Genomic DNA, 18521 nt, shown 5'->3' on the forward strand with positions numbered 1-18521 from the left:
GCCGTTGTAATCCGCATTCGGCCTGTATTCATAGCCACCGTCCGGGTCCACCGTGACGGTGCCGTTCGACGGGCCGCTGTCCAGCGTGTAGGTCAGGTCGTCGCCATCCACGTCCGTCGCCGTCACGGTCCCGCTGACCGCCGTGTCCTCCGGCGTGGTGACCGCCGCGTCCTCGCCTGCGGGGGGATTATTGGGTGATGACGCCTCGGAATTCCCACCGCCGAGGCCCACAAGGGCAGAACCACCCGCAAGGACACCAAGCCCGGCCAGAACACCGGCCGGAATTGGAGGTGCGATGAACGGATCATTGATCTCGGCAATGTCAAAGCCCGTCCATTCCTCACCGTATTGCGCCCACCAAGTGACGCCATTGCCGTCCTCGAACACCAGATCGTGGCGCCCATCGGCATCCTGGACAAAGAAATCCTCGATTACCAGCCGCGTGCCGTCCTTGAGGATCAGGATCAGGTCGCCCCCGTCCCGATCAAAGCGTGCAACCTGTTCCGGCCCGATCGCCAATCGGACAACGCTTGGCTTTTCGAGCGTGATTCGGGCGCCATCGAAAGTCTTGGAGGCGCCGTCCTGCGCTTTCGGGAATACTGTCGCTTTCATGATCTCTGCCACCTCTGAAAGTGTCCGGCCGGCGCATTGAAGGTCCTGCCGACAGGTGGCCTTTTGCGCAGAACGCTCGTTCGGGTTTCACGCCATCGTTATGGACGCATCAACCTAGTGTTGAGCATTTGCTTTCCCAACTCTCAACTGGTAGTTCTACCAGTCGCCGGGTAAGCTGGCGCTATTTTGTGTTTGAGACCCAGCGGCTGTTGCCTCTGAGGGTCCTACTTGTTCGGGACGTTGGTTAAATGTTGCAAACCTTGTCGAAATCAATCACCGGTCTTTCGGCTGCCGAAAGCCTGTCGGACCTGAACGCTGCGATCGCCTCTGCAGCATGCGACGCGGGGTTCATTTCCTTCAACATCACCGTCAACAAGCGGTACGCGGCCGAGTTCATGGAAGACCCGCTGTTAACCAATTGGTCGCGGGATGATCTGATTGCCTACACTCGCGACGGGTGGGCCGAAGGAGACCCGCTCTTGCGGCGTGCGGTCGAAGCGGAGTCGCCCTTCCTCTGGTCGGCCGATGAGTGGCGCGAAAAGGGCTATTCCGATTATTTCGAGTATCTTAGGCTCAACGGTATCCGGGGCGGGGCAACGATCCCGCTTGGGAACAAGCCCGGCCAACTTGGTGCCATGACGCTTCTGTCCGCCTCGGCCAATCCCCTGACCGCCAATACCCTGCATGCAGTGAACGTCCTGGCGCGTTTCTCGCTGGCGCGTGTGCAGGTTCTGAGCGAGGGAACGGACCTTCGGAACCGCGATCCCGACCCGCTTCATGCGCTTTCCACGCGCCAGGTCGAAATTCTGCACTGGGTTGCGGAAGGCAAAACTAACCGGGAAATCGCCGTGATCATGGAAAGCACGCTCAGCACGATCAATTACCACCTCGAGCAGATTCGGCACAAACTTGGCGTGCCCAACCGCACCAGTGCAGCAGCGCTCTATAAAGGCTTTGGTGCGCCAAGGAGGTAAGCCCGAACTGTTGAGATGTGGTGCCGGAAGGTGATCTATACTGCGCCCGGATCGAAGAATGTCGCGTTGCCCTTAAACCTGAGGCACTGCGCGTTTGGCAACATTTTGCCTTTTGGGCGTTTCGAGAAAAGTTCGGATCGTATGGATTCCCCTGCCGCATGATTTGTGTTTCACCATGTTTGGGAGTATCGGATCATGCCAACACCGTTACCAAAGAAACTGCGAGATCGCTTCGCGCGATTGATATGTGATGGTATGATGAGCAGGGAAGTAGCTCGCATCTTCAGGTTTCCGCTGCGACTGGCGGACGGCGGGCACGCCAAATCCAGAGCAAGGGGGAACCAAGGTTGCGCCAATCGGGCGTCTTGCGGGAACAGGTAAATTGGCCGCATACGTGGGGTTGTTTCAAGGGCTGGTAGCCTATGATCCGGATATCACGCTCTTTTGAGTTGCGCGATGCGCTGGCCGATGCCGAAGATGCCAGGGTGGCACTGTTGCATTAATTGAGTGAGCCGGCTTCGGGCACTGTAAGTTTTCTGGGTCATTCGTCGGCGAACACCTTTTTGATGAACTTGATTTCGCCCTGAACGCCCGGTTGTTTGCGATTTATGTGGTCGCGTTTGATTGTTCTGATCGTCTCGATCGCGCGCCACAGATAACGCCATTTGCCGCCGACACGAATATAGGTTTCATCGCCGTGTCAGTCCACGCTGGCCCGGCGCAGATGTTTCTCCGTTCGTTTGGTGATCTCGGGGCCAAACTTGATCACCCATCGAAACACGGTTGACCGATCAACATCGATCCCACGCCCCGCTAGTAGATCGACAACATCCTGATCGGATAGCGGATACCGTAGGTACCACCGTACCGCGCAAAGAATGACGTTACGTGGAAAACGGTGGTGCTTGAACGTGGATCTACGCGGCATGCTCAGCCTAGCCTGCCGGGTGAAGCAACCGGTACATCCCCCGGCATTCACGGTTGCTTGGCGTCGCTGCAGCATGGCGTCACCAAACCAGCCATTCGCCTCCCCCAAAAGTGTGCCTCTGACATTGAGAGGCCAAGCCTCTTAGTTGGCCCGATGACTGAGAAGCCGCTGTAACCCAATCCCTACACCGATGTGAGGACTGATCAGAACAAAATCATACCCAAGGCGCGCAGCGCCTTTCGCATCGGTGCTGGGATTGTCTCCGATGGCAAGCACAGTGCGAACATCCTTTTTGAAGCGCCTCAGTGCATCGTGATACAGGTTCGGTTCCGGCTTGCCGATAATAACATGCGGAAAGCCGGGATAGACACTCAGGATCGCGGACAGCAGGCTTCCGGTTTCCGGCACGAGCGTCCCGTCGGGGCCCGGATGGCTGATGTCGGGATTGGCAACCACGAGTTGCGCGCCCATAGCGATCAAAGCCAGAGTTTCCCGGAGCTGCGCATAGCCATAATTTTCGTCCCGAGTCAGCACTACATGGGTCGACGCTTCGCGCGTCAGGGACAGTCCAAGCTCTTTCGCATACTCTCGCAGGACCTGAGAACCATAAAGGCAAATCCGTGCATCTGGAAACCCGACCAGATGATCGAGCGCTGCGGTTCCTGCAAGCACGATCCGTTCAGGAGGCACGTGTAGCTCCATCGCCTGCAACCGCTTCGACAGCGTTTCTGGCGTATCGGTGGAATTGTTGCTCAGGATGACCAGCCGTTCCCCCGCCGCAACGAGTACGTCTTTCGCGCCGGGCAAAACGGTCGCGCCAGAGATCAGGCAGCCGTCGAGATCGCAGAGGATCGCATCATAGTCGTCGAGCCGCATCAATAGCGCTCCAGATCCTGCGGGCGGGCCACGGCGGCGGCCTCGGGGCTTTCGAGATCGAACACCGGCCCGTCATAGCCAAAGGAACAGTCGTGGATCAGGACATTGCCGTCCGACACCGAGACATAGGCCAGATCGGGGGCCTCGATCGTCCCCATGATCCGCCCCGGCTGATCGAATTCATGATGCACCTGATGCATCAAGGCGCGCTGGATATGATAGGGAATGGCCTGCCAGAGCCCGGTGATCGGACGATGCACATGGCCCATGAAAAGATAGTCGGGCTTGCGGCCCGCGCGTTCGAACACGGCCAGTTCGGCCTTTGCATCGCGCAACCGGATCGCATCCATCGGCGGGATCAACAGCTCCATCGGCGGATGGTGTTGGAACAGGAGGACCGGACGGTCAGTCGGGGCCTCGCTCAGCGCATCTTCCAGAAACGCGAGGCGTTTCTCACAAAGCCGTCCGTGATGGCCCGGTTCGTCTTCGGTGAGCGTGTCGAGGGTGATCAGGCTGGCCTGATCGAAGATATGCAGCCCCTGCACGAACCCATCGACGTTATCCGCCTCCGGGAAAGTGGCACGAAATGGCGCGCGGGCGTCGTGGTTGCCGAGCATTAGGATCACCGGAATGGACAACACGGCCAGTTCCTCGCGCAGGCTCTCATAGGCGGCCTGTTCGGCGCGGTCTGTGAGATCGCCGCAGATCAACAGGAAATCAACCTGCGGCAGGGTGTCGAGAAAAGTGAGCGCCCGGCGCAGGCTTTCGCGCGGATCGAACCCGTAGATCGTCTGGCCGGCAGGCACGAAATGCAAATCCGTCAGGACGGCGAAGCGGAGGGGAGTTATCATGGAAAATCCTTTGGAAAACCGGCGCAGTCGGCGCTGCGCCGGAAGGTCAACTAAGATCAGCGCGGCAAAAGCGCGTTGACCTCGTCGATCATCTCGTCACGCAGCTCTTCCATATCGTCGGCATCGCCCACGAGGATGGACTCGAGGCTATCCTCGATCACCTGCGTCACCGCCAGCCCGTTGTCGCCCGGATAGGCGAACCATTCGGACAGCAGCGAAAGCTGGTTCACGGCGGTCAACTTGTTCGGGTTCTCGGCATAGAAATTGTCCATCAGCAGATCGTTCGCCACCTTGTTCGGCGGCACGTAGCCTGTGGTCAGCGCCACGGCTGCGGCGCCTTCGCCAGAGGTGGTGAACTTGATGAACTGCCAGGCAGCCTCAAGCACCTCCGGGTCGTCCGAGCCCGAGGTCAACATGGCGGAATTGCCGCCCGCAGGCAGCGCCTTGGGTGCGTCATCAATGCCCGGATAGGCCGCGGTGACAAAGTCCCAGTCGCCCAATTTCGAGCGGTCGACAAAGCCGACATAGGCGGTGGAGCTGAAGAACATGCCCAGATCGCCCGCCGCGAATTGTTTCGAGGCATCGCCACCGGAGACCGGTTTCATCGCGCAATCGTGGAAAATCGCCTTGGCGGCTTCAAGCGCGCGAACGCCCTCCGGGTTGTCCATGTTGAGCTTGCCATCATCGATCATCGGCACGCCCTGCGACCACATCGCCGCCTGCAACAGCCAGTTACCGGAAATGTCCCAATGCCAGAAGATCGCGTCGTGTTCGCCTTTGGCATTGATCGCCCGGCAGGTCTCGACAACCTCGTCCCATGTGGTCGGGATGGTCTCGACACCAGCGGCGCGCAGGATGTCCATGTTGTAGAATCCGATCGGCGTGGAGACCGAAAACGGCAAGCCGTAGATCTGCCCGTCGAAAGTGGAAAGGTCGAGCATCGCCTTGTGATAACCTGCGGTTTCGAACCTGTTTTCCTCGGCAATGTAAGGATCGAGCGGCTTAGCGATCCCGCGTTCAACCAGCAGAGCCTGACGGTTCAGGGCCTGAAACGACACATCGGGCAGCGTATCGGCAACGGCCTCGCGCAGGATGGTGTTGGTGGCGTCTTCGTAATCTTCGTAGGTGGCGCGGAAGGTGACATGAATGTCAGGATGCGCGGTCTCGAAGGCTTCCATGATCCGCTCGAAGGTCGGGTCGAAGACGGAGGAATAGGCATAGGCCACCTCGATATCGACAGCATAAGCAGCCGGGGCAAGGAGCGTGGCGGAGGCCACCAGTGGCAGAAGGTATTTCATTGGTTCAGTCCTTTTGAGGAGAGGAAGGGAGGTTATTTCATGCCGGTCAGCGTGATGCCGTCGATGAAGCGACGCTGGGCAAGGAGGAAGGCCACGACGAGCGGCGTGACGATCACCGTAGCGGTGGCCATCATCGGCCCGTAGAAATCGCCATCAAGATCGCCCTTGAACTCGCGCAGACCCAAAGGCGGGGTGAACAGGTTGCGATCCCCGGTCAACACGATGCGCGGCCAGAAATAGTCGTTCCAATGCGCCACGACCGAGCAGATCGCGAAGGCTAAAAGCGCCGGGATCGCGGTTGGCAACATGACCCGCCAGATGATCGCAAACTCGCCCATACCGTCCATGCGCGCCGCATCAATCAGGTCGTCAGGCACGGTCATGAAGAATTGCCGCATCAGGAAGATACCAAAGGCCGAGACGGTCCACGGCAGGATGAGCGCGGCATAGCTGTTGGTCAGGCCGAGTTTGGCGAGCATGAGATAGAGCGGCAGGGCAATCGCATGCACCGGGATCAACAGACAGAAGAGCACAAGACCAAAGGCCGCGTCGCGCCCCCAAAACCTGAGCTTCGCCAGTGCATAGGCGGCAGGCACCGCGATCAACGTTTGCAGCACAAAAATCGAGGCGGTGACGATCACGCCGTTAAGCAGGTAACGCCAGAGTGGGGCGGCGGTAAACGCCTGATGGTAATTGTCGACCAAAGGCCGGGTGAGGCAGTCTTGTTCAGAACCGCCGAGGTTCACGCAGCTTTGGTCCAGCACCAGTTCTTGCGCCCCAAACAGACCGCCGGTGCCGGAGGCAATCTCGGTGGAGGATTTGAACGAGGTGGTGAGCATGACATAAAACGGCAGCAGCACGATCACAGCCCCGAAGATCAGCACGAGATGGGCCAGCGTCTGGCGGGAAGAGAAACGATACGTCATTGGTAATGCACCTTGCGTTCGACAAAGCGGCGTTGGGCGACAGAGATCAGCATCACGAAACCGAGGAAAAGCATGGTGATCGCCGCGCCGAGGCCCACTAGGTTCTGGGCAATGCCCTTCTCATAGATGGCGTAGATCATCACGTAGGTGGACTTGGCCGGACCACCGTGGGTCAGCGCCTCGACCGTGTCGAAGACCTGAAACGAGCGGATCGTGGTGATGGTCACGACAAAAACCGTCGTCGGCCCCAGCATCGGCCATGTGATCAGGCGAAACCGTTCCCACGGCGCGCGCACCCCGTCCATCTCCGCCGCCCCGTAAAGGTCGCGCGGCACGGAGGTCAGCCCCGCTAGATAGAGCACCATGTTGAACCCGAAGCTCTGCCAGATACCGATGAAGGCCAGCGTCCAGAGCGCATAATCGCGATCCCCGAGCCAAAGCGGGAAGCCGTCGGCACAACTGCGCGCATACCAAGGCCAAAGCTCCAGCGGGGAGTCACAGCCAAGCGCCAAGGTGCGATTGACGATGCCGAGCGTCGGGTGCAGCGCGAATTCCCAGACGATGGCCATCGCGAGCAAAGAGGCCATGACGGGCAGAAAATAGATCGTCTTGTAAAGGTTTTGTCCAACTTTAAGTGAGCGGATTAGAAGTGCCGCGCCAAGGCCAAGCCCGACAGAGACCGGCACGACAATGACGACGTAAAGCACCGTGGCGACGATCATCTTGCGGTAACTCGAACGAGTGAAAATATCGGCGTAATTCTCGCCCCCTATCCAGTTCAACTTATCCCGCCCCAACGTGTAATCGGAAAAGGACAGCACAAAAGCGACCGCCACCGGCAGGATCAGGATGGCAACCAAAAGGATCACCGCGGGCGAGACCAATAGCGTCCCGGCACAGGCCTGTTGGTCTTCCGGGCGGGCGCTGCGCGAGCGGTTTATCAAGGAAACGACTACATCAGACATGGACGGACGCCTCCGCCCGCAAAAGCGGCGCCGCCTTGCCGCCCGCATCAAATCCCACGACCCGATCACTGTCGGCGCGCAGGTGCATGAGATCGTCAGCGCGCAACCTGCCCCGCTCGGACGGCGGCAGACGCAGCGCCACCGGGCACGGCACACCGGGCACATCCAGGTGAACGAACAAATCGGAGCCGAGGTTCTCGATCAGCCGCACACGCCCCGACAAAAGTTCATTGTCATCGCAGGGTATCAAGGCCTCGGGCCGCACGCCGAGATGTTCGATCTGAGAACGTTCAGCCCGAAACCCTGTCTGCACACCATAGAGCCGGACGCTACCGGTGTCGTCTGTCTCGACAGGCAGGATGTTGATCGCGGGAGAACCGATGAATTGCGCGACGCGAATGTCGGCGGGATGGTCGTAAAGCGCATCCGGCGTGCCGACCTGCAATAGCTCGCCCTCCATCATCACCGCGATCCGGTCGGACATGGTCATGGCCTCAGCCTGATCGTGGGTGACATAGACGAAGGTCGCGCCAAGGCAGCGGTTGAGCTGGGCAATCTCCGCGCGCATATGTACCCGCATTTTCGCATCGAGGTTGGACAAGGGCTCATCGAGTAGAAAGGCCGAAGATTCGCGCACCAAGGCCCGCCCGACGGCGACGCGTTGACGTTGCCCACCCGACAGTTGCCCGGGTTTGCGGTCGAGAAGATGCGCGATGTCGAGCATCTCGGTGGCCTCGCGCACGGTTGTGGCGACCTCCTGACGCAGAGCCCGGCTGCCTGGCAGGAACGGTCCGATCCCGGGCAAACGCTGCGCCACCGAAAGCCGCCGCATAGTGAGCGGCACGGCGATGTTTTCGGCCACGGTCAAATGCGGATAAAGCGCGTAGCTTTGAAATACCATCGCCAGATCGCGATCCGCCGCGCGCAGCCGATCAACCGGGCGCCCGCCGATAGACACCGTGCCGGAACTCTGCGTCTCGAGCCCCGCGAGGATGCGCAGAAGAGTGGATTTGCCACAGCCCGACGGCCCGACCAGCGACAGGAATTCACCATCGGCAATGTCGAGGCTCACCCCCTTAAGCACATCGGTGCCGCCGAAGGACTTTTTGATCTTGTGCAATTGGACGGTTGCCATAGGGGCCTCTCAAACATCGTTCGAGGGCGTCATAGGAAGTTTCTGCGACAGTCATGTTACAGTTACAGGCATCCCCTATAGGTACCGCATGAAAACCTTGTCGCCGAAAGACATCCTCTCCGTACTGACGTTATCGCGCCTGCGCGCGCTCAATGCCGTGATGGAGACCGGCAGTTTCTCCGCCGCCGCCCGCCGAATGGGCGTGTCACAGGCCACCGTCAGCCAACAGATCCGCGATCTGGAACGCGCGCTCGGCGCAGACATGTTCAAACGCGCCGCAAATGACATGGTGCCAACCCGACTGTGCCAACAGATTTACCCATTGTCGCGCGAGATAGAGGGTGGAGGATCAAAGATCGCCGAACTCCTGAGCCAGCATCAAAGCATGGACTCTGGCGAACTGCGTATCGGGCTGGGCAACCCGCTTCCCGGCATGGCGCTGATCCGGAAATTTCGGGACCGTTTCCCCGGTGTCGAGGTTAAAATAGAAATGGGTAGTTGGGGACGGATCGTTGAAGCCGTCGGAGAAGGGCGGGTCGATGTCGGCGTTTTGCCCGAGTCCCCCGAACAAGCCCGATTTCAACGCAGAAAGATTCAAAGCCAATCTGTCGTCGTCATCGTTCCCCCGTCACACCCTCTTGCCTCACACTCAGTGATCTCCTGCTTCGAGCTTGCCAGCGAGCGTCTCATATTCCGCACGCTGGGATCTTCGACCCAACGCGTGGTGGACAACGCCTTTCGCAGCGCGGGCATACTCCCGCGCCCATCCATCGTCATGGACACTCGTGACGGCGTCCTTGATGCCGTCACTCAGGAGCTCGGTGTCGGTTTCATGTGGAGCAAAGGCGCCAGTCGTCCCGCCGATCTCGTTCAGATTCCCTGTCGTGAAATGCATCGAGAGCGGGACGATTATGTCTTTTGCCTGAGCGGAACTCCGGCCCCTCTGACGACGGCTTTTATGGCCTTAGACGTTTCGCCCCAAGACAGTTCTTAATGGCCCGAAGCTGCCTGTCACACTCGCCAGGACGAACGGCTGCTTCGAGTCTTCTTACCGACTGAACATTTGTACAAATTTATATTTCTGGAACTTTCGTGTGAAAGACACTGGCGCGGCCGAAGGGCGGGCGAACAAAACTGATCAAACTTTCAAAATTGACCGAACGGCAAATCGCCCACATGTAAGGTGCCCTGCGATGAAAGGGTGAGCTGACCACCAACGTGGTCTTGTGCATTGCCGCCGCTTTGCGGGTACAAACTGAAAGCCCACTTTGCGATCCGCCTCTTTCTGAATTAGACTTGGCTGCGCTGCCAAAGGTCAGCAGCTGTAGCTGCTGCAATTGACCTGAAAAGGCCCACCGTCATAGCGGGCCTTTTCGGGTATAGTGTGTCCCGCTTAAGTGGGTACAATGACGCCGGGCAGGTCGTTCACCAGCATGGTATCAGATGGCTGGAAGTGGATGACAGACCGGATGGACTTGCCAGCGTGCAGCAGGTCGAACGCGGTATTAATCTGGTCATGGGTCATGTTGTGGGTGATGTAGGGATCGACATCGAAATCGCCACGCAGCCATTCATCCACCATACCGGGCAACTGGCTGCGTCCCAGCACACCGCCAAAGGCCGAACCGCGCCAGACCCGGCCAGTGACCAGCTGGAAGGGGCGCGTGGCAATCTCTTCACCAGCACCGGCCACGCCGATCACGGTGCATTCACCCCAGCCTTTGTGGCAGCATTCCAAGGCCGAACGCATCACGTTGACGTTGCCAATGCATTCAAAGGAATAATCGACTCCGCCGTCGGTCATTTCGACGATCACGTCCTGAATGGGCTGTGAAAAGCCCGCCGGGTTGATGCACTCATGTGCGCCAAGTGACTTGGCCAGTGCAAACTTGTTCGGGTTGGTGTCGATGCCAATGATGCGGGACGCGCCCTGCATCTTGGCGCCTTGAATAACGGCCATGCCCACAGCGCCCAGCCCGAAGACCGCAACCGTCGCCCCCGGTTCAACCTTGGCCGTGTTTCGAACTGCGCCCATGCCGGTGGGAATGGCGCAGCCCATGACCGAAGCCTTCGCCAGTGGCGCTTCCTTAGAGATTTTCGCCACCGCGATCTCGGGCAGAACAGTGTATTCGCTAAAGGTTGAGGTGCCCATATAATGATGGATCATCTTGCCCTTGTAGCTGAACCGCGAGGTGCCGTCGGGCATCACGCCTTGGCCTTGGGTCTTACGAATGGTCTGGCAGAGGTTGGTCTTGCCGGATTTGATATACGGGCAATTCGGATCCTCGGGCGTGTAGAGCGGGATGACATGATCGCCGGGCTTCAGCGAGGTCACGCCCTTGCCCAGTTCCTCGACGATGCCGACGGCCTCATGACCGAGAACAGCGGGGAACAGCCCCTCGGGGTCGGCGCCCGACAGGGTGAACATGTCGGTGTGGCACAGGCTGGTCGTGACGATGCGGATGAGGACTTCACCCTCTTTGGGTCCGTCAAGATCGATCTCTTCGATTTCCAGCGGGCGGTTCGGTTCCCAAGCGATGGCGGCACGGGTTTTCATGGCGTTACTCTCTGTTAAAGTGCTATCGCCTGACGTTATAATATCACGGCTTGATGTCGAGGCGTTCTATCCCTCGCATCTGGCCAATCAACGGGCTGTATTGGCCACATAGGGGGCAGGCATGTCAGCAGATCAGAAACTTGCATCCAGGATGGACCAGCGGCGGCAAGTGGCGCTGGTTGTCTATCAGGGTTTCAAGACATTGGAAGCAACGGGGCCGCTTAGCGTTTTGGGTTATGCCTCGCGGCATTTGGCCGACGCGGGGTTTGCCGGAGGATATGATGTCACCATCGCAGCACCCGATTCCGGCAAGATCCCGTCAGATACGGCGATGTCCCTTGAGGCGACGGTCGCACTTGAAGAGCTTGCCGTTCCCGATACTGTCTTGATCGCCGGAGCCGCCCGGATCGAAGAGGTTCTGTGCGGGCAGCAGGTGCTGGTGGACTGGTGCCGCGAGAACGGGCCACGTTTTCGACGTTGCGCCGCACTTTGTACCGGGTCTTTCTTTCTGGCCGAGGCCGGTCTGCTGGACGGGCAGCGCGCCGCCACTCATTGGAATTATGCAGAACGGTTGCGCCAGCGCTTTCCTCAGGTCGAGGTAGATGCCGATGCGATCTTTTTACAGGCGGGGCATTTCTGGACCTCTGCGGGAGTGACGGCGGCGATTGACCTGACTCTGGCCTTTGTCGAACAGGACTACGGCCGCGATATCGCGCTAAGCGTCGCGCGGGATATGGTGATGTACCTAAAACGTCCCGGTGGACAGTCGCAATTCAGCGCATTGTTAACAGGGCAGATGGCGGGCGCGACCAGTATGAACGAGGTTCTGACCTGGATGAGCGAACGGTTGGATCAACCGCTGACCCTGAACGACATTGCGACCGAACAAGGCATGAGTGTGCGCAGCCTGACGCGCGCGTTCACGGAGCAGTTCGGGGCCGCGCCCATGGCCATGTTGGAGGTGCTGAGGTGTGATCGGGCCAAGGCACTGCTGCTGGACACGGATTTGCCGCTAAAAACCGTGGCCTATCGCGCTGGATTTCGCTCGGACGAGCAAATGCGCAAGGCCTTTCGCCGCCGCTTCGCGCTTTCACCGCGCGACTATCGCGCACGGTTTTCTACCTCCGGCACGAAGCAAGGATAGCGCCCTAAGGCAACAGTCCCTGGGGCGCCCAAGTCAGTGTATATATGCGGTTTCGGCCTCTTTTTCAGGCTCCTCGACAGGATCAAGCACCAGCAAGAGTCGTGTTTCTCCCGTGCCCACAATGGGGGGCGAGCGGTGCAACAATCCCGAGACCGGGGTTTCAGGCCAGCGGGTGCCGCGCAGGATGATCGGCGATCCTGTCGGCACGGTCATGATCTGCTCGGGTTCCTGTCCACCTTCTGAAAGACCATATTGCGTGCCTGTCCCGCGATATGTGCAAACCAGTCGGGCGGTCACGGCATCGATATGGAACTTGCGACAGGCATTGGTGTTAATCACGTCAAACCGAAGCCGAAGATAAGTCGTGTTCATAAGGTTTGCGAAGATCGACGCCAGTGCGGAGGCATCCTCGATTAGCAGGTTACATTCCGAAGACTCCGGTGTCCCGCACTGGCGGGCAATATTAATCAACGCATCACAGACTGCCTCTGGCCGCAGGATCATCCTCGCTCTTGGCAATTGTTCCGGCGGCAGTGCATCAATCCAACGCTGGAATCGCGCAAGCGGCGCGCGCTGCCAGACCGTGGCGGCGCAGGCTGGATTTTTAATGGCGGTCAGGCCGTTCGGATCGGCGGCCAAAGCCGTGCAGTCATCGTGCGCGGGGAGCTTGTCGAGTATCATCGGCTGTGTCCTTTTTCAGGTGTTGTTTTCAGGGCTGGAACGGCAGTGACGAATGGTGAAGGACGATGCGCAAGGTGCCTGTTTCGTCCTTTTTGTAGCCAAAGCTCTTGTCCACCGTGGTGACGGAGCCGTCCTTGTTGGTTAGCTTGATCCAGCCCATCCACATTGCGACATCGCCTTGAATGAACGTCGTAGAGGTGATGCTTTCGGACGCTCGCCAGCCCATGATCGCAAAGCCGTTGTCGTGCGGATATTCCTCGGAATGGCCGCAGAAATAGGCCAACGCGCCCGCCTTGGTCGGTCGGAATGTTTGCGCACCGCTGGCCATGGTGGGTTTGAACAGCACCGGCCCCAGATTGTAGCCATAGTAACTGTCGATGTTGGCCGAGGCGACCTTGCGGGCGGCTTCGATGCCGCCATCATCAAAGGCCTTTGAGATGGCAATCTTGCCGTTGCCCCAGGTGGTCAGGGCTTTTTTGATGTCGTCTTGGGTAATCTGCAACGGGTGATCCTCTTTTGGTGTCACAGGAAGGCCGCTCCGCCGTTAACGCGGCCCGCCGGGGGCTGCGTCTTGGCGATGAGCGCCTGCATAGCCTCATCCAATGGCATGGTTCGGGTTTTGTCGTCGCCGTGACGGCGTATGGTGACGCTGCGCTCTTCGGCCTCCCTCCCGCCAAGCGCGATCTGAACGGGGATTTTTTGCAACGCATGTTCGCGCACCTTGTAGCCGATCTTTTCGTTGCGCAGATCGACTTCCACCCTCAGTCCGGCGGCCTTGAACGCAGCGGCGACCTCGGTCGCCCATTCATCCGCAGCCCCCGTGACCGTGGCCACCACCACCTGTACCGGCGCCAACCACAGCGGCAGGTGGCCTGCGTGGTGTTCGATCAGAATGCCGGTGAATCGTTCCAGCGACCCAAAAAGCGCGCGGTGCAGCATGACCGGTGCCAGCTTGTCGCCTGATGGGGCCACATAGGTCGTGCCAAAGCGTTCAGGCAGATTGAAATCAACCTGAAGTGTGCCGCATTGCCAATCCCGCCCGATGGCGTCGCGCAACACATATTCCAGCTTTGGCCCGTAAAACGCGCCTTCACCCTCAAAAATCGTATAGGGGTGGCCTGCCTGATCCAGCGCCGTTCGCAGCGCACCTTCGGAGCGGTCCCAGCTTTCATCGCTGCCGATGCGGTTTTCCGGGCGGGTCGAGAGCTTGATGCGCACGTTGTCAAACCCGAAATCTCGGTAGATCGACAGGACCAGATCATTGACCTTCAGGCATTCTTCGGTCAGCTGTTCGGGCGTGCAATAGATATGTGCGTCATCCTGGGTGAAACTGCGCACCCGCAACAGCCCATGCAGCGCGCCCGAGGGTTCATAGCGATGCACCTTGCCAAACTCGGCGATCTTTAGCGGCAGGTCCCGGTAGCTTTTGGTACCTTGCTCATAGATCAGCATGTGGCCAGGGCAGTTCATCGGTTTCAGGGCATAATCGCGGTCATCCTCGGTCTTGGCGAGAAACATGTTCTGGCGATAGTTCTGCCAATGGCCCGAGGTTTCCCAAAGCGCGCGGTCCATAATGTCGGGCGAGTTCACCTCGACATAGCCCGCGTCCTCTTGTCGGTCGCGCATGTAGCCGATCAACGTCTGGAACAGGCGCCAGCCCTTCGGGTGCCAGAACACTGAACCGGGTGCCACCTCTTCGAAATGAAACAGGTTCATCTCGCGGCCCAGCTTGCGGTGATCGCGCTTTTCGGCCTCGGCCATCATCATCATATGCGCATCCAGCGCGGCTTTGTCAGCAAATGCGACTCCGTAGATACGGCTGAGCATCTGGTTGTCGCTGTCACCGCGCCAATAGGCCCCCGCAACGCGTGTCAGCTTGAACGCTGCGCCGACATCCCCCGTCGTGCGCATATGCGGCCCGCGACACAGATCCAGCCAGTCGCCCTGACGATAGATCTTGACCGCCTCGCCCTCGGGGATCGCGTCGAGCAGCGCCAGTTTGTAGGGTTCGCCTGCGGCTTCAAAATGCTGCTGCGCCTGTTCGCGGGTCCATTCCTCGCAGGTAAAGGGCGTCTTGGCAGCAATGATCTGGCGCATTTTCTTTTCGATGACGGGCAGATCTTCGGGCGTGAACGGCGTGTCGCGCTCAAAATCATAGTAAAAGCCATGTTCAATGGCGGGACCGATGGCAGTCCTGGTGCCGGGCCAAAGTGCCTGCACGGCTTCGGCCAGGATATGGGCAAGGTCATGCCGGATCAGGTCCAGCGCACGCGGATCGTCGCGCGACAGCAATTCCACCTTCGCCCCATCGGGCAAGGGCGCCGATAGATCAACAACCGTGCCATCGACAACTGCGGCCACCGTGCGCTTGGCAAGGCTGGGGCTGATGGATGCCGCAAGATCAGCGGCGCTACTGAATGGTTCAAGCGCACGGGTCGCGCCATCGGGCAGGTGAACTTGGATCATTCGGGGGTCTTTCTTTGGCAAGGCAGGATGGGTCAGAATGGCATTTCGATGGTATCAACCATCATGCCGCCGGAAATATCTGCTGATGCCGTGCCCTCTGCGGGGCGCATCAAGAGCATGTCGAGGCTGGCCTTCAGATCGGCCTCTGACATGTCGCGGGCGATGACGACCACGCGGCTGGTCGTGTCTTGCCCAAACCAGCTTTTTAACGGGACGGGCGAGTCAAAGATGTGCTGCACACCATGAAAAACCAAAGGATATTGCAATCCTTCGACATGCAGGATTCCCTTCATACGCAGGATGTTCGAACCCTTTAACGCGATCAGCGTATCCAGCCAGAAGTCGAAGACATTCGCAGGAATTGGCTCTTTTACCTCGATCGAGGCGGAGCTGATCCGGTGATCATGGGGGGCCTGTTCGGCAGGCGCAGATGGGGTGAATGTCATCGGCGCTGCGGGTTTTGCAACAAAGCCCGAAAGGCCCGCCAGCGGATCAGGTTTGGCCAACGCTGGCGCCATACCCAACCAAGTGTCCACGTCAGAAGAACTCACGCCTTCGCGCATCGCGGAGAGGCCCCAAAGTGTCCCAACAGGAACGCGTCCTTGGTCCGCACGGATGCGCCGGGCCGAAGCATTGATCCCTTCCAGCCGCTTTTCAAATCGGGACAGGTCAAAAGGCTCGACCAGATCGGTTTTCGACAGGATCAACACATCGGCCATGGCGACCTGATGAACCGCCTCAAACTGCTGATCGAGCGTTTTCATCCCCGTCGCCGCATCCGCCAGCGTCACCACACCGTCCAGCCGAAACGCCTGCGCGATCTTGTAGTCGGTGGCGAGCGTATGGACGATTGGACCGGGATCAGCGATGCCGCTGGTTTCGATCACTACCCTGTCAAACTCTATCGTTCCAGCACAGCGCCTTTCTATCAATCCGCTAAGAGTCTTGGCCAAATCCCCCAGTATCGCGCAGCACAGGCAACCTGATTGCAGCAATACGGTTTCCTCGGTCGCCTCCTCGATTAGGTCGTGATCAAGCCCCACATCACCAAATTCATTCATGATAACAACAATGCGACCTGCCTGCGGATCGCGGATCAGATGATTCAGTAGCGTCGTTTTGCCTGCGCCAAGAAAGCCGGTCATCAAAGTGACCGGAATTCGATTGTCCTGCTCTACCATCCTTGCGTCTGCCTCTTTACAACTCTATTGGCGTCATTCACGATAAGATATGTTATATCATAACTCAACGCAATAAGCCGAAGAAACCACGATGACACACCTAAAGTTTCAAACCCGACAAACTGTAGAGCAGGTCGAAGAAGGTACGGAACTCGCGCCCAAGTTCGGCCATGATGGGCTCATGCCCTGCGTCACAACCGATGCCGCCACGGGCGAGGTTTTGATGCTTGGCTGGATGAACGCGGAGGCTTTTCGCCTGAGTATCGAAACCGGCGAAGCACATTATTTTAGCCGCGCGCGGCAGGCGTTGTGGCACAAAGGCGCGACGTCGGGATTGGTCCAGAAAGTGGTCGACGTGCGTATCGACGATGATCAGGATGCACTGTGGCTGCGCGTAGATGTCACCGGGTCCGGTGCGTCCTGTCACGTCGGCTATCGTTCTTGCTTCTATCGGGTAGTGCCGCATGGCGCACAAGCAGGTGCTCCACTGGCCTTCATCGAAGATCACAAAACATTTGACCCGGTAGCTGTCTATGGCGATGCGCCCAATCCAACCCAGCTCTGATCTCATCTGGATGCAGCACGCGCTTGCACTAGCCAAAGCTGCACGCGGCCATGTCTGGCCCAATCCGCCAGTGGGCTGCGTGCTAATCAAGAAGGGCGTTTTCCTGGCAGAGGCAACCACCCACCCTGGAGGCCGCCCCCACGCAGAACGCGCTGCGATAGAACAGGCCGCAGCCAAGAGTGGGATGAGCACCGAAGGCGCCACCCTTTACGTGACGCTGGAACCTTGCTGTCATTGGGGCAAAACCCCGCCCTGCACGGATGCAATCATCGCGTCACGTGTGCGCCGTGTCGTTTGCGCCATTCAGGACCCCGATCCTCGGGTGAACGGCGGCGGTTTCGAACGGCTTCGAAACGCCGGCATCGAGGTTTCGGTCGGGCTTTGCGCGTCACAGGCAACTCGGGTGATGTCGGGCTTCTTCCATCGCGTCCGAACAGGCAGAGCTGAGTTATTGATTCTGGAGCACGAATCCACGCCCATCCCCGATGGCGTGGACGCTTTGCTGTTTACGGCCGACGGCGCCCTCTCGTTGTGCAGCAGGGCGCCAAAGGGCGTGAAGACGACACGGATCGCACAAGGCACAGCATCCGACCTGCTCGCAGGACTGGCCGACATGGGCCTGACGACCGTCGCGGTCTGCGCAGACGATCCGGTCGCCAAAGAATTGGGGGCCATAACGAACATCAGGGCAGACCGAGGCGCGGCATGACAGAACGCAGCGCAATTCAAACCGCAAAAGCCTTATGGCACGCGCAGCGTATAAAGCGAATGATCAGGGAACACATGGGAGGCGGTGTCACCTGCCTTGTGTCGGTTAGAGAGACGGTTTGTACAGACCCCGACTGCGCAGGACCGGCCACTGAAGTTCGCATAACAAGCTTGTGCTTCCGCGAAATACGCTTCACCATCCACAAGCAAGCTTCCGCAGTGTCTCATTCAGACATTGTAAAGTTGTTTCAAACAGGTATGCCTTAGTCACCGATTCTCTATATTCTACTCCAATGTTCGCCAGAGCATTCAAAAAAAACCGCCGGATGATTGAAATTACGGGCGCTCGTAATTCGGTTTCTTGGAGGCTGGCAATTAAGGCCGTGACTATCATGAGCTATAACGAGAGCTAGGGGACGCAAACCAAGATCTAACTTTCTTCCACGGGCGTTTCTGGGAAAAGCTGAGGTCCACTTTCCTCCTTAGGATTAAACGGGAGGTCGCAACACTTTAGACTTTTACTGCAAGCTGGAGTGTTGAGAGATGGAATACCGAACAAGGATATTTTACACTGACAATCAAAAGTCGGAGATGTGGATTGAGGGCCGCGCGGGGAGTCATTGAGCTCCATCGGGCGCAGGGTTAACCGGGCCT

Annotated in this window: 17 protein-coding genes and 1 pseudogene; 5 read left to right on the forward strand and 13 right to left on the reverse strand. The window is 58.8% G+C overall.

Annotated elements, in window-relative coordinates:
* A partial coding sequence (locus tag RBB32_RS17715) for a BapA prefix-like domain-containing protein (protein WP_306154624.1) occupies window positions 1–612 on the reverse strand: 612 nt, incomplete at its 3' end.
* Window positions 613–860: 248 nt separating this feature from the next.
* Here RBB32_RS17715 and RBB32_RS17720 point away from each other — a divergent pair.
* Entirely contained in the window at window positions 861–1586 is a 726-nt protein-coding gene (locus RBB32_RS17720) for a LuxR family transcriptional regulator (protein WP_306154626.1), read from the forward strand.
* A gap of 541 nt (window positions 1587–2127) precedes the next feature.
* Here RBB32_RS17720 and RBB32_RS17725 read toward each other — a convergent pair.
* The 7 genes and pseudogenes from RBB32_RS17725 to RBB32_RS17755 all read right to left on the reverse strand — a co-directional run.
* A pseudogene (locus tag RBB32_RS17725) lies at window positions 2128–2274 on the reverse strand (hypothetical protein); the annotation flags it as partial.
* A gap of 381 nt (window positions 2275–2655) precedes the next feature.
* On the reverse strand, window positions 2656–3390 hold the full coding sequence (locus RBB32_RS17730) for an HAD-IIA family hydrolase (protein ID WP_306154628.1): 735 nt from the start codon (window positions 3388–3390) through the stop codon (window positions 2656–2658).
* Complete coding sequence (locus RBB32_RS17735) at window positions 3390–4241, reverse strand: phosphodiesterase (RefSeq protein ID WP_306154630.1); 852 nt, start codon at window positions 4239–4241, stop codon at window positions 3390–3392. The genes RBB32_RS17730 and RBB32_RS17735 overlap by 1 nt, the downstream gene beginning before the upstream one ends.
* 56 nt (window positions 4242–4297) lie before the next feature.
* A complete protein-coding gene (locus RBB32_RS17740) occupies window positions 4298–5539 on the reverse strand; it encodes an ABC transporter substrate-binding protein (RefSeq protein WP_306154632.1) in 1242 nt (413 codons plus the stop codon).
* A gap of 32 nt (window positions 5540–5571) precedes the next feature.
* Window positions 5572–6465, reverse strand: a complete 894-nt coding sequence (locus RBB32_RS17745) for a carbohydrate ABC transporter permease (protein WP_306154635.1) — start codon at window positions 6463–6465, stop codon at window positions 5572–5574.
* On the reverse strand, window positions 6462–7430 hold the full coding sequence (locus RBB32_RS17750; RefSeq protein WP_306154637.1) for a carbohydrate ABC transporter permease: 969 nt from the start codon (window positions 7428–7430) through the stop codon (window positions 6462–6464). Before RBB32_RS17750 ends, RBB32_RS17745 begins: the two co-directional genes overlap by 4 nt.
* Window positions 7423–8565 (reverse strand): ABC transporter ATP-binding protein, encoded by a 1143-nt coding sequence (locus tag RBB32_RS17755; protein WP_306154640.1) that lies wholly within the window; start codon window positions 8563–8565, stop codon window positions 7423–7425. The genes RBB32_RS17750 and RBB32_RS17755 overlap by 8 nt, the downstream gene beginning before the upstream one ends.
* Before the next feature lie 88 nt (window positions 8566–8653).
* On the opposite strand from RBB32_RS17755, the gene RBB32_RS17760 reads away from it, so the two are divergent.
* Complete coding sequence (locus RBB32_RS17760; RefSeq protein ID WP_306154642.1) at window positions 8654–9559, forward strand: LysR family transcriptional regulator; 906 nt, start codon at window positions 8654–8656, stop codon at window positions 9557–9559.
* 399 nt (window positions 9560–9958) lie between these two features.
* Here RBB32_RS17760 and RBB32_RS17765 read toward each other — a convergent pair whose 3' ends face one another.
* Window positions 9959–11122 (reverse strand): S-(hydroxymethyl)glutathione dehydrogenase/class III alcohol dehydrogenase, encoded by a 1164-nt coding sequence (locus tag RBB32_RS17765; protein ID WP_306154644.1) that lies wholly within the window; start codon window positions 11120–11122, stop codon window positions 9959–9961.
* A gap of 121 nt (window positions 11123–11243) precedes the next feature.
* Here RBB32_RS17765 and RBB32_RS17770 point away from each other — a divergent pair, with 121 nt between their 5' ends.
* A complete protein-coding gene (locus RBB32_RS17770; RefSeq protein ID WP_306154646.1) occupies window positions 11244–12266 on the forward strand; it encodes a GlxA family transcriptional regulator in 1023 nt (340 codons plus the stop codon).
* Window positions 12267–12299: 33 nt separating this feature from the next.
* Here RBB32_RS17770 and RBB32_RS17775 read toward each other — a convergent pair whose 3' ends face one another.
* Genes RBB32_RS17775 through RBB32_RS17790 form a run of 4 tightly spaced genes read right to left on the reverse strand, consistent with a single transcriptional unit; the run spans window position 12300 to window position 16594 of the window.
* Window positions 12300–12947: a DUF1826 domain-containing protein gene (locus RBB32_RS17775; protein ID WP_306154647.1), complete on the reverse strand. Its 648-nt coding sequence runs from the start codon at window positions 12945–12947 to the stop codon at window positions 12300–12302.
* 28 nt (window positions 12948–12975) lie between these two features.
* Window positions 12976–13449, reverse strand: a complete 474-nt coding sequence (locus tag RBB32_RS17780; protein WP_306154649.1) for a phosphoribosyl-AMP cyclohydrolase — start codon at window positions 13447–13449, stop codon at window positions 12976–12978.
* 20 nt (window positions 13450–13469) lie between these two features.
* Window positions 13470–15413, reverse strand: a complete 1944-nt coding sequence (gene thrS / locus RBB32_RS17785; RefSeq protein WP_306154651.1) for a threonine--tRNA ligase — start codon at window positions 15411–15413, stop codon at window positions 13470–13472.
* Window positions 15414–15445: 32 nt separating this feature from the next.
* Window positions 15446–16594: a GTP-binding protein gene (locus tag RBB32_RS17790; RefSeq protein WP_306154653.1), complete on the reverse strand. Its 1149-nt coding sequence runs from the start codon at window positions 16592–16594 to the stop codon at window positions 15446–15448.
* 91 nt (window positions 16595–16685) lie between these two features.
* Here RBB32_RS17790 and hisI point away from each other — a divergent pair, with 91 nt between their 5' ends.
* On the forward strand, window positions 16686–17159 hold the full coding sequence (hisI, locus tag RBB32_RS17795) for a phosphoribosyl-AMP cyclohydrolase (protein ID WP_306154655.1): 474 nt from the start codon (window positions 16686–16688) through the stop codon (window positions 17157–17159).
* Between the two features lie 10 nt (window positions 17160–17169).
* Window positions 17170–17868, forward strand: coding sequence for a bifunctional diaminohydroxyphosphoribosylaminopyrimidine deaminase/5-amino-6-(5-phosphoribosylamino)uracil reductase RibD (gene ribD / locus RBB32_RS17800; RefSeq protein WP_306154657.1), 699 nt, complete (start codon window positions 17170–17172; stop codon window positions 17866–17868).
* Window positions 17869–18521 lie beyond the last annotated feature (653 nt).

The organism is Roseovarius sp. MMSF_3281, from assembly GCF_030733685.1.
Taxonomy (GTDB): Bacteria; Pseudomonadota; Alphaproteobacteria; order Rhodobacterales; family Rhodobacteraceae; genus Roseovarius.